The 18,649-nt window shown below is 41.4% G+C and carries 12 protein-coding genes, 1 tRNA gene, 2 pseudogenes and 1 CRISPR repeat array; of the genes and pseudogenes, 9 read left to right on the plus strand and 6 right to left on the minus strand.

The features are described 5' to 3' along the window. The first annotated feature begins 125 nt into the window (after window positions 1–125). Together NSTCB13_RS30590 and NSTCB13_RS30595 are read left to right on the plus strand one after the other, a co-directional pair. Complete coding sequence (locus NSTCB13_RS30590) at window positions 126–2,102, plus strand: AMP-dependent synthetase/ligase (protein ID WP_448266380.1); 1,977 nt, start codon at window positions 126–128, stop codon at window positions 2,100–2,102. 42 nt (window positions 2,103–2,144) lie between these two features. Then, window positions 2,145–2,595 (plus strand): annotated as a pseudogene (locus NSTCB13_RS30595) (YlqD family protein). A 103-nt stretch (window positions 2,596–2,698) separates the two neighbouring features. On the opposite strand, the gene NSTCB13_RS30600 reads toward NSTCB13_RS30595, so the two are convergent. Continuing rightward, window positions 2,699–3,226: a hypothetical protein gene (locus NSTCB13_RS30600; protein WP_445626718.1), complete on the minus strand. Its 528-nt coding sequence runs from the start codon at window positions 3,224–3,226 to the stop codon at window positions 2,699–2,701. A gap of 501 nt (window positions 3,227–3,727) precedes the next feature. Between NSTCB13_RS30600 and NSTCB13_RS30605 the strand changes: the two genes are divergently transcribed. The 3 genes from NSTCB13_RS30605 (at window position 3,728) to NSTCB13_RS30615 (ending at window position 7,024) form a co-directional block, all read left to right on the plus strand. Further along, window positions 3,728–5,029 carry a dihydrolipoamide acetyltransferase family protein gene (locus NSTCB13_RS30605; protein ID WP_448274808.1) on the plus strand — a complete coding sequence of 434 codons (1,302 nt, stop codon included), beginning with the start codon at window positions 3,728–3,730 and terminating at the stop codon, window positions 5,027–5,029. A gap of 162 nt (window positions 5,030–5,191) precedes the next feature. Further along, window positions 5,192–6,082 (plus strand): Rpn family recombination-promoting nuclease/putative transposase, encoded by an 891-nt coding sequence (locus tag NSTCB13_RS30610; protein ID WP_445626716.1) that lies wholly within the window; start codon window positions 5,192–5,194, stop codon window positions 6,080–6,082. A 327-nt stretch (window positions 6,083–6,409) separates the two neighbouring features. Further along, complete coding sequence (locus NSTCB13_RS30615; protein WP_445626715.1) at window positions 6,410–7,024, plus strand: hypothetical protein; 615 nt, start codon at window positions 6,410–6,412, stop codon at window positions 7,022–7,024. A gap of 303 nt (window positions 7,025–7,327) precedes the next feature. Here the strand turns inward: NSTCB13_RS30615 and NSTCB13_RS30620 are convergent, their stop codons facing one another. After that, window positions 7,328–8,509, minus strand: coding sequence for an RtcB family protein (locus tag NSTCB13_RS30620; RefSeq protein ID WP_445626714.1), 1,182 nt, complete (start codon window positions 8,507–8,509; stop codon window positions 7,328–7,330). A gap of 311 nt (window positions 8,510–8,820) precedes the next feature. Between NSTCB13_RS30620 and NSTCB13_RS30625 the strand changes: the two genes are divergently transcribed. The 3 genes and pseudogenes from NSTCB13_RS30625 (at window position 8,821) to NSTCB13_RS30635 (ending at window position 10,572) form a co-directional block, all read left to right on the plus strand. Then, window positions 8,821–9,708, plus strand: a complete 888-nt coding sequence (locus NSTCB13_RS30625) for a class I SAM-dependent methyltransferase (RefSeq protein WP_448274809.1) — start codon at window positions 8,821–8,823, stop codon at window positions 9,706–9,708. Further along, a pseudogene (locus NSTCB13_RS30630) lies at window positions 9,705–10,434 on the plus strand (HAD family hydrolase). Before NSTCB13_RS30625 ends, NSTCB13_RS30630 begins: the two are co-directional and overlap by 4 nt. 65 nt (window positions 10,435–10,499) lie before the next feature. Beyond that, window positions 10,500–10,572: transfer RNA gene (locus NSTCB13_RS30635), tRNA-Ala, on the plus strand. Between the two features lie 427 nt (window positions 10,573–10,999). Beyond that, window positions 11,000–11,329: direct repeats of the CRISPR family, unit length 37 nt; unit sequence CTTTCAACCCACCACCTAACGAGAGGGCTTTGGAAAC. A gap of 821 nt (window positions 11,330–12,150) precedes the next feature. Here the strand turns inward: NSTCB13_RS30635 and cas12k are convergent. After that, window positions 12,151–14,148, minus strand: a complete 1,998-nt coding sequence (gene cas12k / locus NSTCB13_RS30640) for a type V CRISPR-associated protein Cas12k (protein WP_448274810.1) — start codon at window positions 14,146–14,148, stop codon at window positions 12,151–12,153. Window positions 14,149–14,360: 212 nt separating this feature from the next. Here cas12k and NSTCB13_RS30645 point away from each other — a divergent pair, with 212 nt between their 5' ends. Continuing rightward, window positions 14,361–14,564 (plus strand): ribbon-helix-helix domain-containing protein, encoded by a 204-nt coding sequence (locus tag NSTCB13_RS30645; protein ID WP_208766708.1) that lies wholly within the window; start codon window positions 14,361–14,363, stop codon window positions 14,562–14,564. Between the two features lie 52 nt (window positions 14,565–14,616). Here the strand turns inward: NSTCB13_RS30645 and NSTCB13_RS30650 are convergent, their stop codons facing one another. The 3 genes from NSTCB13_RS30650 to NSTCB13_RS30660 are packed head-to-tail and all read right to left on the minus strand — an operon-like array spanning window position 14,617 to window position 18,645. Beyond that, window positions 14,617–15,309, minus strand: a complete 693-nt coding sequence (locus NSTCB13_RS30650; RefSeq protein ID WP_448274811.1) for a M48 family metallopeptidase — start codon at window positions 15,307–15,309, stop codon at window positions 14,617–14,619. Next, window positions 15,306–18,410 (minus strand): type I restriction endonuclease subunit R, encoded by a 3,105-nt coding sequence (locus tag NSTCB13_RS30655; protein ID WP_448275041.1) that lies wholly within the window; start codon window positions 18,408–18,410, stop codon window positions 15,306–15,308. Before NSTCB13_RS30655 ends, NSTCB13_RS30650 begins: the two co-directional genes overlap by 4 nt. After that, on the minus strand, window positions 18,367–18,645 hold the full coding sequence (locus NSTCB13_RS30660) for a hypothetical protein (protein ID WP_448274812.1): 279 nt from the start codon (window positions 18,643–18,645) through the stop codon (window positions 18,367–18,369). Before NSTCB13_RS30660 ends, NSTCB13_RS30655 begins: the two co-directional genes overlap by 44 nt. Window positions 18,646–18,649: the final 4 nt, after the last annotated feature.

Raw genomic sequence — 18,649 nt, forward strand, 5'->3', positions numbered from 1 at the left:
TATAAACGTGGAATTCCTGGAATGATCGTACACAGAAAGGTATGTGGATAATAAGGTTGGTTATTGTAGCAAAATAACAAAATAAGCTGGAAAATAATCAGTTTAAAATCTTTAAGTAAGGTGTTATGTCAACAACCCAAACCGCGTCTTCTTTTTTATCTAACATCAGTGAGCGAGAACGTGAGGCATTAAAGCGGTTGGTAGATTACACAAATGTGGAATCATTACCAGAAATTTGGCCTTTGGCAGCTCAACGATTTGGTGATATTGTCGCTCTCCGCAATCCTCATGCTAAACCAGAAGTAGTGATTACTTATACCCAGTTGGTAGAGCAAATGCAACTATTTGCTGCTGGGTTACAAGCGTTGGGAGTAAAGGTAGGCGATCGCATTTCCTTAATTGCTGACAACAGTCCTCGGTGGTTCATTGCCGATCAAGGCATCATGACTGCTGGAGGCGTTGATGCGGTGCGTAGTTCCCAAGCCGAAAAAGAAGAATTGCTGTTTATTATCACTAATAGCGGCAGTACAGCGATCGTCGTTGAAGATTTAAAAACACTTAAAAAACTCCAAGATCGTCTCAAAGATTTACCAATTCAAGTAGTCATCTTACTTTCCGATGAAGCACCACCAACAGACGAAACCCTAAAGGTACTCAACTTTTCACAGTTGCTCGAAATCGGGAAAAATCATAATTTTGTGCCAGTCAAGCAAAATCGTGACGCTCTGGCAACTCTAATTTATACCTCTGGCACTACGGGTAAACCCAAGGGTGTAATGCTGTCTTATAGTAACTTGATGCACCAAGTGATCACTTTTGGCACAGTATTGCAACCAAACCCTGGCGATATAGTTCTCAGTATTTTGCCTTCGTGGCACAGTTATGAACGAACTGTAGAATATTACCTACTATCTCAAGGTTGTACGCAAGTTTATACCAACTTGCGCTCTGTAAAAGGGGATTTGAGACAATTTAAACCCAATTACATGGTCGGTGTACCCCGCCTGTGGGAGTCGATTTATGAAGGAGTGCAAAAGCAGTTCCGGGAACAACCAGCCAACAAGCAACGCCTAATTAAATTTTTATTAGGCATTAGCGACAAATATATCAAAGCGCAGCGAACTGCTCAGGGATTGGATTTAAATAATCTTCATGCTTCAGCCGCCGAACGATTAGCAGCTAAGATCCAAGCATCAGCTTTATTACCCCTCCATGCCTTGGGAGAACGACTGGTTTACGCCAAAGTTCGGGAAGCCACAGGAGGACAAGTTAAGCAGATGATTAGCGGTGGTGGCGCACTTCCCAAACACATAGATAATTTCTTTGAAATTATTGGCGTGCAGATTTTACAAGGGTATGGCTTGACAGAAACTTCTCCTGTCACCCATGTACGGCGTCCTTGGCGGAATTTGATTGGCGCATCAGGGCTACCACTCCCGGCGACAGAAGCTAAAATCGTCGATCCGGAGACAAAAGCGCCTTTACCAATAGAGAAGCGAGGCTTAGTATTGTTGAGAGGCCCGCAGATTATGCAAGGCTATTACCAAAATCCGGAAGCGACAGCGAAAGCAATTGACGCTGAGGGTTGGTTTGATAGCGGCGATTTGGGTTGGCTGACACCACAAGACGATTTAGTGCTGACTGGCAGGTCTAAGGATACGATTGTATTGACTAACGGGGAAAACATCGAGCCACAGCCGATTGAAGATGCGTGTTTGCGATCGCCATACATCGATCAAATTATGCTCATCGGTCAAGATCGGCGCAGCTTGGGAGCCTTAATAGTCCCCAATGTCGAAGCCTTAGAAAAATGGGCAGCAAGTCAGAATTTAACGCTGGATACGCCCAATAATCAAGTGACTTCCTCAGATAGTCAAAAAATTGACTTGGAGAGTAGAATGATCCAGGATTTATTTCGCCAAGAATTGAATCGGGAAGTCCAAAATCGTCCAGGCTATCGACCGGATGACCGCATCGGAACGTTTAAACTCATCCTGGAACCGTTTTCCATCGAAAATGGCTTGATGACACAAACACTAAAAGTTCGCCGACATGTCGTCACGGAACGCTATCGCGATATTATTGACGGCATGTTTGCCTGATCATTCCACCTGCTAACTGTAAAGAGTGAACGTGAAATATTTATGGATGTCTCCAAATCTAATTTGCTTCTCAAACGCGTCGTTAACGTCAAAGTTATTGTGACTCCCCTCTGGAAAGAGGAAGTACAACAGCAGCTGCAAGCGCAAATCAATCAACTCGATCAGCAACTGCAACAGCTAGACGTTGAAGGACAAAGAGCGATCGCAGCAATTCAAAAGCAGAGTCTGCAACCACCTGGCCCCCAGACCCCTCCAACAAATTGACAATATCCAACTCCAAGTCAATCAAAAGAAAAGTGAATTTTTAGAGCAAAAAAATCAATTGCTGCAAAACCTCCAGCAAGTGCAGTTTCTCCAGCAAGATCAAGAAGTCAACCAATTCCAAATGGAAGGCTTTTTTCGGGTGGAAATCGGTGATAACCTAATTAGCAAAATGCAAGTCGAAATCGTTCTGCGCGATGGCGTTGTCGAAGAAATTCGCGGCGACATTTAAATTTGTCATTTGTCATTTGTCCTTTGTCATTTGTTTTCTGACCAATGACCAATACTTCGACTCCCTTCGACTTCGCTCAGGGCAAGACGCTCAGTACAAGTGACTAATGACAGATATGATTTAACTTAGTGTTAGTGTGAGAGCGGCTCCCAGCCCAACATTCCACCTGGGAGCCAGCCCAAACGATTTGCCACACTGGAGGTGAGCTAATAAAAAGCGATCGCCCAAAGGTTGTCATCTTTGCTCGATATTTAACCGTCCCAACTGAATTATTACCCCGCTTGATTTGCGTAATCGTCACTAACGCCTGATTTGGTTGGGGATAAACTACCTCTATCTTTTGCGATCCTCCCACTGCTATCTCCTCAAAGGCATTCAGGGCGAGGGTAGTAGGATTACTGCCTTGAAGAGAAGAGTTAAGTTTTTCTAAAGGTATAGTTTGATAATCGGAACGCTCTGAGAATGCTGCAACTTCCTGAGACTGATGTATTCCTCCCATGTGCTGGGTTTGCTCATCACTAGTCTCAACAATCGGTGCAGATTGCTGGTGCTGGATAATATAAACTCCAGCACCAGCCGTGGCAGAGATACTTAATATCACAATCAAAAAGAATTTCAGCTTTGCCGACATAAAAGTAAACAGGAATTTCAAATAGGTTTATTACCAATTTTGAATTCTAGATTGAACTACATCCCATATCCTCTATCCGTGAGAAGCTCGTGTATCTTAAGTAGTGGTTATCAAAAATATTAAATAGCAATCCCATTTTATCTGTGAGAAACTCGTGCTGGTTTTTGCAAGTCAATGACTAAAACGAGATCGAGATTTTGGCTAACCGATTGAGGATAGTTCTGTATTATAGACCTCTAAGCTATATTTAGGTTCCTAAAGTCATTAGTCATTAGTGAATAACCAATGCCCCTCAAGAGTGCCTAGTGCTGAGTGCCCAGTTCTGAGTGGCGAATCTCACTTCCTTACTCAGCACGGGCTAAACCTTAGCTATCCGCTAACGGAACTGTTTTGCCCAATCCCCAACTAAAATATAAACAGTCTAAAACTCTCCCACCAAGATACAATTCGATCTGATAAAAACTGTTAAAGTCCATAAACCATTGATTTCCAAACCACCCTATGAGCATTCACGAAGTATTTATGCCGGCGCTGAGTTCCACTATGACGGAAGGCAAAATCGTCTCCTGGGTGAAATCGCCAGGGGACAAAGTGGAAAAAGGCGAAACAGTGGTGGTTGTAGAGTCAGATAAGGCAGATATGGATGTAGAAACCTTCTATGAAGGATTTCTTGCCCATATTATAGTTGAAGCTGGTGAAACTGCCCCGGTAGGATCTGCGATCGCCTTCATCGCTGAAACGGAAGCTGAAATTGAACAGGCGAAATCTCTTGCCAATTCTGGCAGCGCGGCTGCTACTCCTACCTCTTCCCCTGAACCAGTTGCTGCCACAGCCTCAGCCGCAACACCCGCCTTAGCGTCTCAAAACGGGTCTAACCACAAAGAAGGAAGGCTTGTAGCTTCACCCCGTGCCCGCAAGTTAGCCAAAGAACTCAAAGTTGATTTAACTACACTTCAAGGCAGTGGCCCCCACGGACGCATTGTCGCCGAAGATGTAGAAGCATTGTCTAATAAAGGCAAGCAACCTGCACCTGCCCCAGTTGCTCCACCCGCACCTGTACCAACCAGCACTCTAGCTGCGCCCCCAGTACCTCGGACACCAGCACCCGCACCCGTGGCAGCGGCTGTTCCTGGTCAAACTGTACCTTTAACTACCTTCCAAAATGCCGTAGTGCGGAACATGGTAGCCACCATATCCGTGCCCGTCTTCCGTGTTGGTTATACAATTACCACCGATGGGTTAGACAAACTTTATAAACAAATTAAATCCAAAGGTGTGACAATGACAGCGCTACTGGCGAAAGCTGTAGCAGTGACATTGCAAAAACACCCATTGTTAAATGCTAGCTACTCAGACCAAGGTATTGTTTATCATTCTGATATCAACATTTCCGTAGCAGTAGCGATGGATGATGGCGGATTGATTACACCTGTGCTGCAAAATGCAGACGCAGTGGATATATATTCTCTATCGCGTACTTGGAAGTCTTTGGTAGAACGTGCTAGGACAAAACAATTACAGCCCCAAGAATACAACAGTGGTACTTTCACCCTGTCCAATTTGGGGATGTTTGGCGTAGATAAATTTGATGCGATTTTGCCGCCTGGACAAGGCTCAATTTTAGCGATCGGGGCATCCCGCCCGCAAGTGGTAGCAGCACTTGACGGTTTATTTGGCGTGCGACAACAAATGCAGGTGAATATTACTTCTGACCACCGGATTATTTATGGTGCCCATGCTGCGGCGTTCTTACAAGATTTAGCAAAATTGATTGAGACAAATCCTCAATCTTTGACACTGTAGTTTTGAAAAAACACCAAATTTAAATGTTAGCGCTATGAGCGAACAGCAGTTTTTCGTAGAGTAGCGCTAACAACAAACAATACTTAGACTTAAATTTTTGATGGACAAACTATGTAGCGATATTACGTCTCTACATGAGTTTATGTCCAAACTGATATCACAGTGACATACGACAACACCCTGAAATATTTGGTTGAGCAGTATCCAGAAGATTTTATCCGCTACTTACTTGCATCTGAAGCAACGGATATCCAGATTCTCAAAACAGAATTAAATCAAGAACCAATTCGTGCCGATTCTGTAACTTTTTTGCAAACTGCCAATCAAATACTGCATTTAGAGTTTCAAACTTTACCAGCATCGACTCCACCCTTGCCACTGCGGATGTTGGACTATTGGGTGCGCCTATATCGACAATACAATTGTGATATCGAGCAGATAGTAATTTTTCTTAAACCGACAACTTCAGAAGCTGTCTTTGTAGATCAATTTACTGCCCGCAATACTATCCACCGTTACCGCATCATCCGAATTTGGGAACAAGATCCAGAACCCTTATTGTTATCCCCTGGTTTATTACCTCTGGCAACTTTAGCGCGAACAGATTCTCCTCAAAGGTTACTTCAACAGATAGCAGTTCAGGTGAGTATGATTGAAGAAGAAGCCACCAAGCAGAGTATCTCGGTGTGTACCCAACTTCTAGCAGGATTGGTATTCGAGCCAGAACTAATTCGTCAGTTTTTGAGGAGAGAAGATATGAGAGAATCTGCCATTTATCAAGAAATTCTCCAAGAAGGACTTCAAGAAGGGAGACAACGAGGCATTGAACAAGGTATTGAACAAGGTATTGAACAAGGTATTGAACAAGGAAGGCAATCAGAGCTGAGGCTAGTGATGCGTCTATTAACTCGTCGGCTTGGTTCAATTAATTCTCAGTTACAATCTCGCTTGCAAGAGTTGTCCCTAGCTCAGTTAGAAAACTTGGGTGAAGTATTACTGGATTTTACCAGTGAGGCTGATTTAATGAATTGGCTAAATACAATAGAAAATTAGAGTTTGCTCTAAACCTTTCTACCAGTTCCAAAAAAAGTCAAATTTTCGTACCTAGCTCCTTGCTCGGTTGCTTCTGCTTGCATTTTTTGACGATACTCTGCTTTTAATTTTGCCATTTGCTCTGATGAAACCATCCTCTAGCTTGCTCTAAATTGCCGTATAAACTTAGTTGTTGAGTCTTCACTTCAATTAGACCAACAATTGGTAATAATGACATTTTTGTTATAACCTAGTTAAAATTTAAATAAATTTTCTAGTCAGACACTCTGGTAATCGAGTGCTTGACTAGAAACTATTTATCTCTACTTTTGTTAGTAATTACTTTTTATGGCTAAAAAAGAAATTATTTATTCGCCTTATAAATTATTAATTTTTAGTATTGCTTTCCTGAGCTTGTTCTTGACTGGATGCTCAAGTGAAGACGGTGGAAACCAAGCGATGAATGAAAAGATAGACAGAATAACTATCAACGCTAAAAAAAAGTTAATATCAATGATTACTACTCAAGAAGCTGTTTTTGCAAAGCAGAAAAGTTTTGTGATAATTACCGATCAGAAAGGACAAGAACCATCATTCAAAGATTGGGTTATTGGCGATCCACAAAGCTGTTATGGATACTACACTAGAGCGCAAAATGTTAAGAGTAACACTAATATTAATTATATTACTGATAGTATTTTCGTCTATGCATTTCAAGATGCTTGTAAAGGTCATTGGGGCTTTCCGGGCTTTACACTTAATTTATATGTTGGTGCTGTTTTTGCAGTTAAAGTCCCTGATAGCAAGCAACTGAAAATGGTGAGTGTTATTTGCAAAGAGAATAATACCGCCTATCTTTCTAGAAAAAATTTATCTTTACCAGAGTACACAAGTGGTGTATTAAAGTGCCCTTCAAAAACAACAAAAGTGTATTTCAATGATTCAAATAATTATCCCAAATGAAAAAATATAAGAGTTTAATAAAGATGTAAATGGATAATATTTTTAGCTTACCATAAACACTAGTAATTTATCATATATTTATACTTTAATAAATAAATAATACCACCCAACAATCTCTACATTAAGTAAGAATTGGGCAGTTTCAGTCATTAATTTATTTTCGCTAGCGCTAGCAGATAGCTCTATTTCTTCAGTCGATTCACTTAAAACAATCATTTATGCCTCAGCGTATCTCTGCGCTTACCTCCGCGTGCCTTTGCGTTTAAAAAATAAAAAAGGTGGACATTGCCCACCCTATCTAATTTACCCTTTCACACAAAGAACTTGCTTGAGTGTGGCGACAACCTCAACCAAATCCGCTTGATTTGCCATAACTTGTTCTATCGGCTTATAAGCACCAGGAATTTCATCTAACACACCCTCATCTTTGCGGCATTCTACACCATTTGTTTGCTCGATCAAATCATCAAGTGTATAGACATTTTTTGCCTTATTTCTAGACATCAAACGCCCTGCACCGTGAGAGCAAGAACAGAAGCTATGGGCATTACCTTTACCCTTAACGATGAAAGACTTTGCCCCCATCGAACCAGGAATAATCCCATAATCTTCAGTCTGGGCGCGGACTGCACCCTTACGAGTAACGTATACATCCTCGTCAAAATGCACTTCTTTTTCGGCATAATTGTGATGACAATTAACCTGCAATAAAGGTTTAGTTGCCTTCCCACCGGCGAGATGCTTCTCAACTATGTGCTTAAAACGCGCCATCATCACATCGCGGTTGACACGCGCATAGTTTTGTGACCATTGTAAATCGTGCCAATATGCCTGGAATTCTGGCGTACCAGCGACAAAGTGAGCTAAATCAGGGTCAGGCAATTTATTACCTGCCATTTTTGCTAATTCTCTGGCTGTGTGAATATGACACTGGGCAAGTTTATTGCCAATGTTACGCGAACCAGAATGCAGCATCAGCCAAACTTGATTCTCTGTATCGAGGCACACTTCAATAAAATGGTTTCCTCCACCGAGAGAACCCATCTGTTTCATAGCTTTACTTTGTAGGTCTTGCACGCCGCGATGCAACTCTTTAAAATCATCCCAGTGTTGCCAATTGCTGACGGATTTTTCAACGTCTTTATTTTCGTTAAATCCAGTCGGAATTGCTGCTTCAATATCTAGGCGGATTTTCTTTAGTTTACCTTCTAGTTGTTCGGCGGTAAATGCTGTTTTGATAGCGCTCATACCGCAACCAATATCTACACCGACAGCAGCTGGGATAATTGCCTCTTTGGTTGCAATTACAGAACCCACTAAAGCACCTTTTCCTAAGTGAACATCTGGCATTAATGCCACGTGTTTAAATACAAATGGTAATGATGCCACATTCTTGGCCATCTTGGTTTCTTCTGGGCCCAAAGAGTGATTTGCCCAAGATAAGACGGGTGCTGGTGTGGTAATTTCTAACTTTTCGTAGGGCATAATTTTTTCTATTTTGGATTTTAAATTTTAGATTGGGTATAGGGCAGTGATAATTATCGGTATGACATATAACCCATTACCTAGTTAGTTGTAGCAATTTATATGTTGTATTGTCTTTCATTTGGCTCCTTGAATTTTCGTGAAGCTGAAGAACTTACTTTTAGGAGTTAAACTTTGTATTATAAATGTAACAAAAATGATTACAAACGTCAATCTATCACCACAGGGAGAAAGCAAATGTTTCTCTAATGTATTAAAATTTGTAAAGAAAATCACTGTGTTTAAATAGCTCCTTAAAGTTCTGACACAATATGGCAGTGCGTCAAGATACAATCTGGGAACGTTTTTTATCCCCTGTAGTGCGTCTTTTGATTGATGAAGATGGATTACAGCGTTACGCTGATAGTATTAATTGGGAGAAAGAGAGCGATCGCTATCGACGAGATGATGTCATAATTCCGGCGTACTACAGTAATCAAAACTTTCACGGGATTGCTGGCGGGTATCTCAATTCCGATGCAGCAGTTACTTACGATCCGGTTACTCAATACGTTCTACCGCCTAATGAAGGTATTGTCCGTCAAGCTTTAGTTGATGCCGTGAAGGTAAAACCACGACGCATACTTGATTTAGGCTGCGGTACTGGTTCCACTACTTTAATGTTAAAGCGGGCTTTCCCCGAAGCGGAAGTTATTGGCTTGGATTTATCACCTTATATGCTGGTAAGAGCGGAAGATAAAGCTAGAAATGCTGGCTTGGAGATAGTCTGGCGACATGGAAATGCTGAAAAAACTGGTTTGAGGGATGCAACATTTGACTTAGTAACAGCTTCTTTGCTATTCCATGAAACACCAGATGCGGTGTCTCTAGCAATTCTGCGAGAAAGCTTCCGGTTGCTGGTAACTGGAGGACAAGTATTAATTCTTGATGGGAATCAGAAGACTCTGCGCCAGTTAGAATGGCTAAATGATGTTTTTGAGGAGCCATATATTCGTGAATATGCTGCTAGTAGTACAGAAGCGAATATGGGTGCAGCCGGATTTGAAGCAGTGCGATCGCAGGATGTATGGTGGATAAATCAGGTAACTAGCGGCATAAAACCAATAGCAACCGAAAATGTCCGTCATTATACTCCCACATCAGTAGATAATAATGATTTGGAGGGACTTGGTTCTCCAGCGTTTGGCATAATGGCATGAGTTTAAAGGCAGTTCTCTTTGATTTTAATGGTGTCATCATTAACGATGAGCCAATCCACCTGCAACTGATCGATGAGATTCTCATTGAAGAAAATCTCCAACCCCAAAAGGTGAGCGAGCGTCAAGCTTCTTTAGGACGCAGCGATCGCGCTTGTTTTGGGCAGCTACTCGCTAATCGTGGTAGAGTAGCCAATGAAAACTATTTAACTCAGTTGCTGTACCGCAAAGCCCAAGCTTATACGGTGGAACTAGAAAAAATAAAGAAACTGCCTTTATATCCAGGTGTAGAAGACTTAATATATCAGGTGCGGTCGCGCAATCTGAAACTAGGATTAGTTAGTGGCGCGATTCGCACAGAAATAGAACTGGTACTCAATCGCGCTAAACTAGCTGAACATTTTAAAATCATTGTCGCAGGTGATGACATCACTACCAGTAAACCAGAACCCGATGGTTATCTACTGGCAGTAAAACGCTTAAATAAAGAATATCCCGACTTGAATCTCCAACCACAAGAATGTCTGGCAATCGAAGATACTCCAGCAGGTATCGAAGCGGCGAAGCGATCGCAAATGCAAGTTGTTGGTGTAGCGAATACTTATCCATTCCACATGCTTCAACGCTGCTGTAACTGGGACTGTTGATTATCTCAGTGATTTGGAACTCGAACGGGTGCAAAAAGTTTATTCCCAAAAACAGCCTCAACCATCGGTAACAGAATGTTAGAATAATCTATGGTGATAATGTTTTGAGTTAATGAGTAATATTACTCTTGACTTAGCACCGATTAAGGGGAATTAGCTCAGTTGGTAGAGTGCTGCGATCGCACCGCAGAGGTCATCGGTTCGAATCCGTTATTCTCCATTTGTCCATTAAATTATTATTGTCAGTTTTAAAGAATTATTGTCCAATTTTACAAAATTTAAGGACATAAGTTAGGCATTTCCGGGACTTTCAGCAATTAAACCAGTTTTAAAGAATTATTGTCCAGAGTTGAAACCAGTTTTAAAGAATTATTGTCCAAAATCAGCCTGTAAAACTCGGACAAATATATGTTTTCTAATTTAAAAGATTACAGCAAGCCCAAGACTCTTGAATTGCAAGACTAACTTTAAAGCGCTTTATTTGCAGTTTAATTACAAAAATATACTACCTCTTCTTTTCTTGTTTTCGTTCAAGCAGAGGCATTACTATTATAAAATAGCTGCGTCTTGCGTGCGATCGCAGCGCTCCTTTCAAACCACCCTAATACAAAATTATATAACCAAAGCGGCTACTTCGGTGGTCACAACTTTCAACCCACCACCTAACGAGAGGGCTTTGGAAACCAGGATTAACAATCAGATTTAACCGATCGGCACAACTTTCAACCCACCACCTAACGAGAGGGCTTTGGAAACCTTCCGGGGATGACTTCATCAGGATGTCGCGCATCTTTCAACCCACCACCTAACGAGAGGGCTTTGGAAACTCTTTATGCGCGTATCCAATACTCGGATCTAAGCCACTCTTTCAACCCACCACCTAACGAGAGGGCTTTGGAAACCTAATGCGTCTCTCATGGTAAAATCTCGTTAAATAACACTTTCAACCCACCACCTAACGAGAGGGCTTTGGAAACCGCACCCGTGAAAACTCTTGCCAACAAGGACTTCTGGAGGCAAAATTGACAAGCCTCCTTTAATTCCTATTTTCTACAGTCAATGAATAAAATTTTCTTCATGACTAAAATAGTAATAACCAGTGCAGACAAGAGTTTTGAACATTTGGCAGCACCCCAGGGATTTTGCCCCCGCTTCGACCTGCCAAAAATAAAAATTAGGGGGTGGTAGTTCGGTAGCCACCGTGACGGTATACCCGTACCCTTACTTTGTTGTAAAGTAAGAGGTAATGACACTCCTAGTAAAACCAAAATCTAAGATTTTAGTAGTACAGGCCGCTCTGGCACCTAACACCAAGCTAAAAGAGTTTGATGTCAAGAGCAAAGGCTCTGGGCTGTTTGGAACCCTAACACCTTATACTTCCCATGCGTCTCGGTGCGAGTACTTTCTCATCTAAGAGCAGCATTAGCTTACCCAAGCAATTACTGCTAACAAACATTTAGATGACCGCATAGGTAGAGTTGGCAGCTACCAGGGTCAGAAAGAATACGTTTTCCCAAACGCTAAACTAACCCATTCCAACAGTATTTACATAAAGGGGTTAATACTGTATTAGCATCATACAGTTAAGGCTCAAAAGAGCATATATGAAGGCACCGATTTAACATCTATTAAATCACAATACGCTTCAGTTAGCGCTAAAAGTCTTTGTCAAACTTAATTTTTTTAACGTAGACGCGGAGGGTAGCCTGCGGCAATCCAAGCGCAAAGGACACAGAGACAAGGAAAAAATGCTTAACTAAACCGCATTGTATTAAATCTTACTTTTTGATTAGAAATTTTATTTGCTAATAGCATTAATTCGGCATTGGTAAGCATAAAATGCTAAATCCCTGGCTTGTTCTTGCAGAGTACCATAATGGGGCTGGATGCCAAATTCAATACTAATTTCTAATTCAGCAGATTTCGACGTTATGGATTCTTGGAGTCTGTTGTAACTCCAATTGTGTATTTGACGGTTATATTCTTTAACATATAATTTTTGACCCTTTACATCCCCTGGAATTTTTGTCTCAGCTTTTGCTTGAATTGCACTGGTGCGAATTTCTCTTATGTCTTTTAATGTAGGTAGCGCAATACAACTTGCCTGATAAGACTTAGCAATTTCTACTATTCTCTTTGCCAATAATTTATCAATATATTCCCCTAATTCCGATTCACCCATATTGCATGGCGAATCTTTTTTCTGAGCTTTTTCTCTCTCTTTCCTTAAATGCACTTGTCGTCGTCTGCGGCTTAACAGATTAAAAGCATTGCCTAGTAACTGTTTTACTGTTTTACATACAAGTAATTTTTTGGTATTTGTATCAATTATAGCAACCGTTGCTAATTCAACAGGATGAAAACTGATGCCAACAATTATGTTAAATTGACCTTGATAAGCTGCCTTACTAGGACGAGTGAATGAATTATTAAGTCGAGACAGCGAAGATTGATTTGCTTTCAGTTTTTTTTGTTCCTGTTTATCTAAATTTTTATTCTCCTCTGCTTTACTTATTCGTTTTTGCACTTGAGCAGTCTCTTCTTTTCTCACCTCCTCAGTACCTTCTGCTGTCCATAGACGAGCATCATAGGTGCAATGTAGCGATAATTTATGAACTTTCCACGGTTCACCATTGCCTTCACCTTGTTGCCATAACAACTGTACGGAACGTAGTGTAAACAAGCTACCTGAAAGCTTTCCTTCACCATTTTCGCTTTTTTTAAAAGTTTTATAATCTTCTAGAAAGCGTTCAAAAAAATGACGTTGCCGTTGATTACAACAAATTTGGAAGTGATAATCAGACCAGCCATTAAAGTAAACAAAAATCTGTCCTTTTTCATTCTTATACCAAGTCAAATCTCCATACAAGTAATCTATGGGATATGGAAAATTGGATATCTTTTTTGATATATTATGTATCCATTCTTTATATTCTTCATTATCTCTAGGTACTTGATTTTTTAGATTATCAAATGCCTCATTATATATTTCTCCAGTTATATCTCTACCGTTAGGCAATCGGTTATTTTGAATCTGTTTCTCCAAACGTCTAATCTGGACTTCTTTTTCAGTACGACGTTTTTCAAGTTTTTTGATATTTTCCTCTACTTCACTGACTTTATTATAATTTTTTAGCAAATAACTAACTGCACAGCGTATTAAAACTTCCTGTGTTGTTCTGTGAATCTCATATAAAATCCCATTCAATGTTTTTGGAATAATTTTATTGGCATCTTCTTTTGTAACAGTATTTTCTTTCCCACTGTTTTTTTTACTTCTTTTCGGGCTGGATTTTGTTTTTTTATTTGCGTTATTAATTTGTTTTAAGAATTCTTCCGGTTGACTAAGTATTTCTTGTGCTTTAGAACGTATTGTTTGTAAATCACAATTACTTTCTTCTACAAGTTCAACATCACTCTTGAGTATATTGTTGAGAAAGTACTCTTTACGCTCTTTCTGGTTTTTTCGCTTTTGATATAAAGTAAGCCATGAAGAATAAACCTCTTTTACAAAAGAGTCTGCTGATGAGCCAAGACGACCTGACTGTTTCTCCAACTCAGAATTTTTTGTTATAGATTTACGTAATTTTGTGATTTCTTTATTAGTTATATTTCCGCTTTTCTTATTAGCTTCAAATTCTGGCTGTTCGCTTACACTTTTTAATAATTTAATAATTAGAGGAGTATTTTTTTGAGTCATTTCTTCCCATACTTTACGAAGTACATCTTCGCTAGCCCCTAGATGACATCGTATAGTTTTGAGGGTTGAACCTTTGAAATCATTCTTACGGCTCATAGTTACCAAATCTCCACTCAATAAATAATTTTATTTGTGTACTTAGAACTAATTACTTATTAGTTTTCGTCAGATGACGATCGCCACTTGACCCGATCGCTATCCAAAAACCTCGGCATTGTCGCACTAGTTCAATAATGTTTTCAATCTACCACAAAACATTGTCACACATTGTTAAACATTATTGAGCCTTGTTCCAAGGTTACGGGAGTATGATGAACTGGCAACAAATCTTTGTAGTGTTGATGAGTCAGAGCGATCGCGTACAAACTTCCATATATTTCCCCAAAGATATCCACGAGGCTTTGGTGAGATGGGCTGAGGAAGAAGACCGTCCCATCAGTAATCTTGTTGTGCGGCTTGTGAGTAAGGCAGTTGAGGAGCGACAAAACAAGCAGAATCCACCGCAACAATAAGCCAGCATAGGGAAATGATTTTCCTTGACAGACTGTTACTCCTCATCGCAATTTATAAGCTAAAAATTGCGCCGTTTTTCGCTAACCAATCTTTTCTTTCCACGCAGTCAGGTAAGATTCGCTCTACCCTGTCCCAAAAATCTCTATTGTGGTTGGGTTGAACTAAGTGAACCATTTCATGAACTACGACATATTCAATCATCGCATTAGGAAGCAGAGCAACACGCCAGTGGAAATAAATATCACCTTTCGGGTTACATGAACCCCAACGATTACCAAGTTCGCGCACTTGGATAGAAGTAGGTTTTGCGCCGATTCTGTTAGCGATAGATGTAGTAATTGATTCTAAATGCTGTTGAATATGACCGCGATACCACTGAATAAATAAATCTCGGCCTTGCTCTTGATGCGATCGCAAAAGTTCAAAGCGTCCTTGGTAAAGTCTAAGTGGGTTGTTTGCGCTATCTACTAATTTCAGGCGATAGCTGCGTCCTAAATAGTGGAAGCCTTCGCCAGGTAAATAAGTTTTTTGTTCAGTTGGCTGTTTTATTGCTGATTTTTTCAGCAGTTTGCTATAAATCCAGAAGCGGCGTTGTTCGATAATTTGTCCTAGTTTTTCTACTGGGACTTGAGGTGGTGTTGTTATGATTAGTTGACCGTCGCGTTCGATAGTAATTTCAACTGTGCGACGACGGGGGCTTTCGCGCAGTTCAAAGGAGAGTTCTCCAACATTAATGGTTTTCATCGCCCTCGATTTGCATCGTGTCGCTCGGCTAATTGGGTGATTTGGTCTGCTAAACCATCCAGTTTACTATCTGGGAAGACATTTAAATCTTCTAATTTCAGCCAGATATTCTTGCAGAGGTTTTCTCTGGCTACCAAATCGTTCCAGAAGCCGATTACATAACTTTGGCTGTAGATATAGTCTACCAGTTCGGTGCTAAAGGTTTGGAGTTGGATGGAAATTTCTGGTGTTGGTGAGTCTAGCGCATCTATGAGAGCATTGAAGAAGGGGCGAATTCGGGCTGATGGTTGATTTTCGCTAACTTCGGTTTGTTCTGTTCGGACTTTTTGCGCTAGGTTTAAAAATTCTGTAGCGATCGCATCCCAATTTGTACCAAAACGTTGTAAAATCTCTTCTAGTTTATCGCTGAGGTTGCGATAATAAACTGGGTCATCGTCTAGATGGGTGCGGATGTGGTAACGGATGGCGTGTTCCATTTCAGCCGCACGAGTTTGCACGGAACGCCTTTGTTGTACCCGTTGCTCAAAGTCGAGGTCTAAAATATTTACTGGTGAGACTTTGAGGTTAATACCCTGAGATTGGATGTGTTGGTCTATCAGTGCTTGAACTTTTTCTTTAGCGTCTTCTGGGCGTTCATCTTGGAAAATATCATCGACTAATTTCTTTAATTCTCCCAATTTTTTCGCATCTTTGAGATAACGCAAAGCTTGGGGACGAGGTAAAAAGGCATCCATTGCTTGCAGAAACTCCCGTAGCAGTTGGTAGAATTCCGCGCGAGATCGCTCGTCATGATTTAGGATATTTACACAAGCTTCTTTGTCACCGTCAATATTTAAGTTGCGTTCTTGCCAAAAGTTCATTGCCCGGTGGTGGGCTTCATCTAGTTTGGGTAGTTCTTCTTGGATATCAAACCAAGCGCCATCCACATCTTCTTGGTCGTAGATACTCATGGCGGCGGCGATATCGATACCGTAATAGTCTACAATCAAACCATAGTCTTTACCTTCGGCAGTGCGGTTAGTACGAGCGATCGCTTGTAATAAATCATGTTCTACTAAGCTGCGGTCTACATATAGCACTTGTTCTAAAGGTGCGTCGAAGCCTACCAGCAATTTATTACTCACAATTAAAAAAGCTAAACCGTCTTCATCTAAGTTTTTCCAGAAGCGGTTTTTGTAGGTGGTGTGGTTGTTTTCATCAGTCCATTGTTTCCAGGCTTGGGGGTCTTTTTTGCTATCGGCGGAGATAATCGCCGCAAATTCCAGGCGCTTGATGGTATCTAGATAAGGATAAGCTTGGACAAGGGTGCGGTATTCGGCTGGTGCTGATTCTAATGTCAGATTTTGCAAAATAACGGCTTTTGATTCTAATTCTTGAATCAGTTCCTCTTTGGCTGCGGTAAGATATTGCTGGTACAAAACACAAGCTTGGCGATCGCTTGCCGCTACCTGAGCTTTAAATTTACCCTGCATGATCCGGGTGACATAGTGGCGTAAGATATGTCTAGCCTTGTCCTTCATCAGTTCTTTAGCGTTGAGGACGTTCTTTTTTCCGGCGTATTTGGATTTAATCGCTGCGCGTTCTTCTGCGGTATAGTCTTGAAATAGCACCTCAAAAAGTTGGTCTAGAGTAGTGGCTCCTTTGACTGCTCCCATTGTTTCCAGACCTTCGTAGAAAATAGGAACGGTGACATTATCTTTTTGGGAATCGCGGATACTGTAGACATCAATATAGGCATTTTCGTCATGGGCAAAGATGTCTTTTGTTTTCTTTTTCTTTGCTGAGATAATGGGAGTCCCTGTAAAACCAATTTTGGCGCAGTTGGGTAAAGCTTTGGAAAGGTAAGCGTGAAGGGTGTTGCTGTGGGAACGGTGAGCTTCGTCGATTAATAGTAAAATGCCTTCGGAGGGATTGAGAGCATTGTTTAACTCTTCAATATCAGCGTATTCTTTCGCTTCATTAATTTTGTTAAATTTCTGAACCATACCAAAAACAATACCCGGCCCTGTTTGTCGCAGTTTGTTCGCTAAGTCTTTGATGTTTTGGGCGACTTGCAAAGTTTGACCGGAAAGGGTTGCTGTTTCTGATAGTTGGTCTTCTAAATCTGTGCGATCGGTAACGATGACGGCTTTAAACTGTTGAAGTTGAGTAATTGTCCGCAGTTTGCGGAGGATAAACACCATATCCAAGCTTTTACCAGAGCCTTGGTAGTGCCAGATAATACCGCCGCGCTGGTCTTGGCTACCGTGTTCTGTTTTTGTTTTACCGTGTATTAAACGGTCAACGGCTTTGGATACGCCTCTGAATTGTTGATAGCGTGGGACTATTTTGATGCGGCGGTTGTGTTTGGTTGTGAACAGAATGTAGTGGCGCAGGATGTCCAACAAGCTGGCAGGGTGAAGCATTCCGGCGATGAGTTGCTGGCGGCGGTTAAGTTTAGATATATCAATTAAATCTTCTAACTTTTCGCCACTTTTGACTGCTGCTAAAGTCTCATCTTCGTTAGTAGGGGTAGATTCAGGTAATAAGTAATTAGATGCACTTGAGATTAATTCCTCTTCGGGAAGGGTAGGGTTGGTGATGTCTAAAACCTGGGCAATGAAGTTGGAATCAAAGGGGCTGGTATCTTTCCATTCGAGATAATGCTTGGGTTGACTCCCCACCGTACCCACCACAGCCCGCCCGGAGGTGCAGGAAATCATCAATTGATTGTAGTGAAATAGACGCTCAATTCCTTCGGGTTGCAGGCTGTTGCGTTGGTTGGAGTAAAGTAGCAAGTCTTGAATCCCAGATTTAAGCATATCTGCACCTGGGGCTTTGCATTCGATGACGACGAGGGGGATACCGTTGACAAACAAAATGATATCGGGGCGATAGTGACCTTTGGGGCCTTTTACTCCCGGTGGGTCGATGCGGAATTGGCTGATGGCGAGAAAGTCGTTACGTTCCGGGTGATCGAAGTCTATCAGGTTGATGGTGGTTTGTTTACCTGTGAGTCCTTCGACTTTCACGCCTGTGAGGAGAAGTTTTGTCAGGGTTTCGTTTTTCTCCATCAGTTTACCGGGGCCAAGGTTTTGCAGTTGGCTGATGGCTTGGTTGATGCGGCGTTCGTCTAGCCAGGGTTGTCCGTTGGGGGTCGGGGTTGATTTCTCGCAGTTGGCGCTGGAGTCGGGGAAGTAAGAGAACTTCGTGGTAGTTGTCCCGTTGTTCGGGGATTGCTGCTAAATGGTTGGCTTCGATGTATTCCCAGCCTAAACCGCCGGGAAGTTGTCGCATTTTTTGGAGTTGTTCTATTGTGGGTAATTCTGCATGTGTGTATTCAAGTCCCGACCCCATTTTT

The organism is Nostoc sp. DSM 114160 (genome assembly GCF_053470305.1).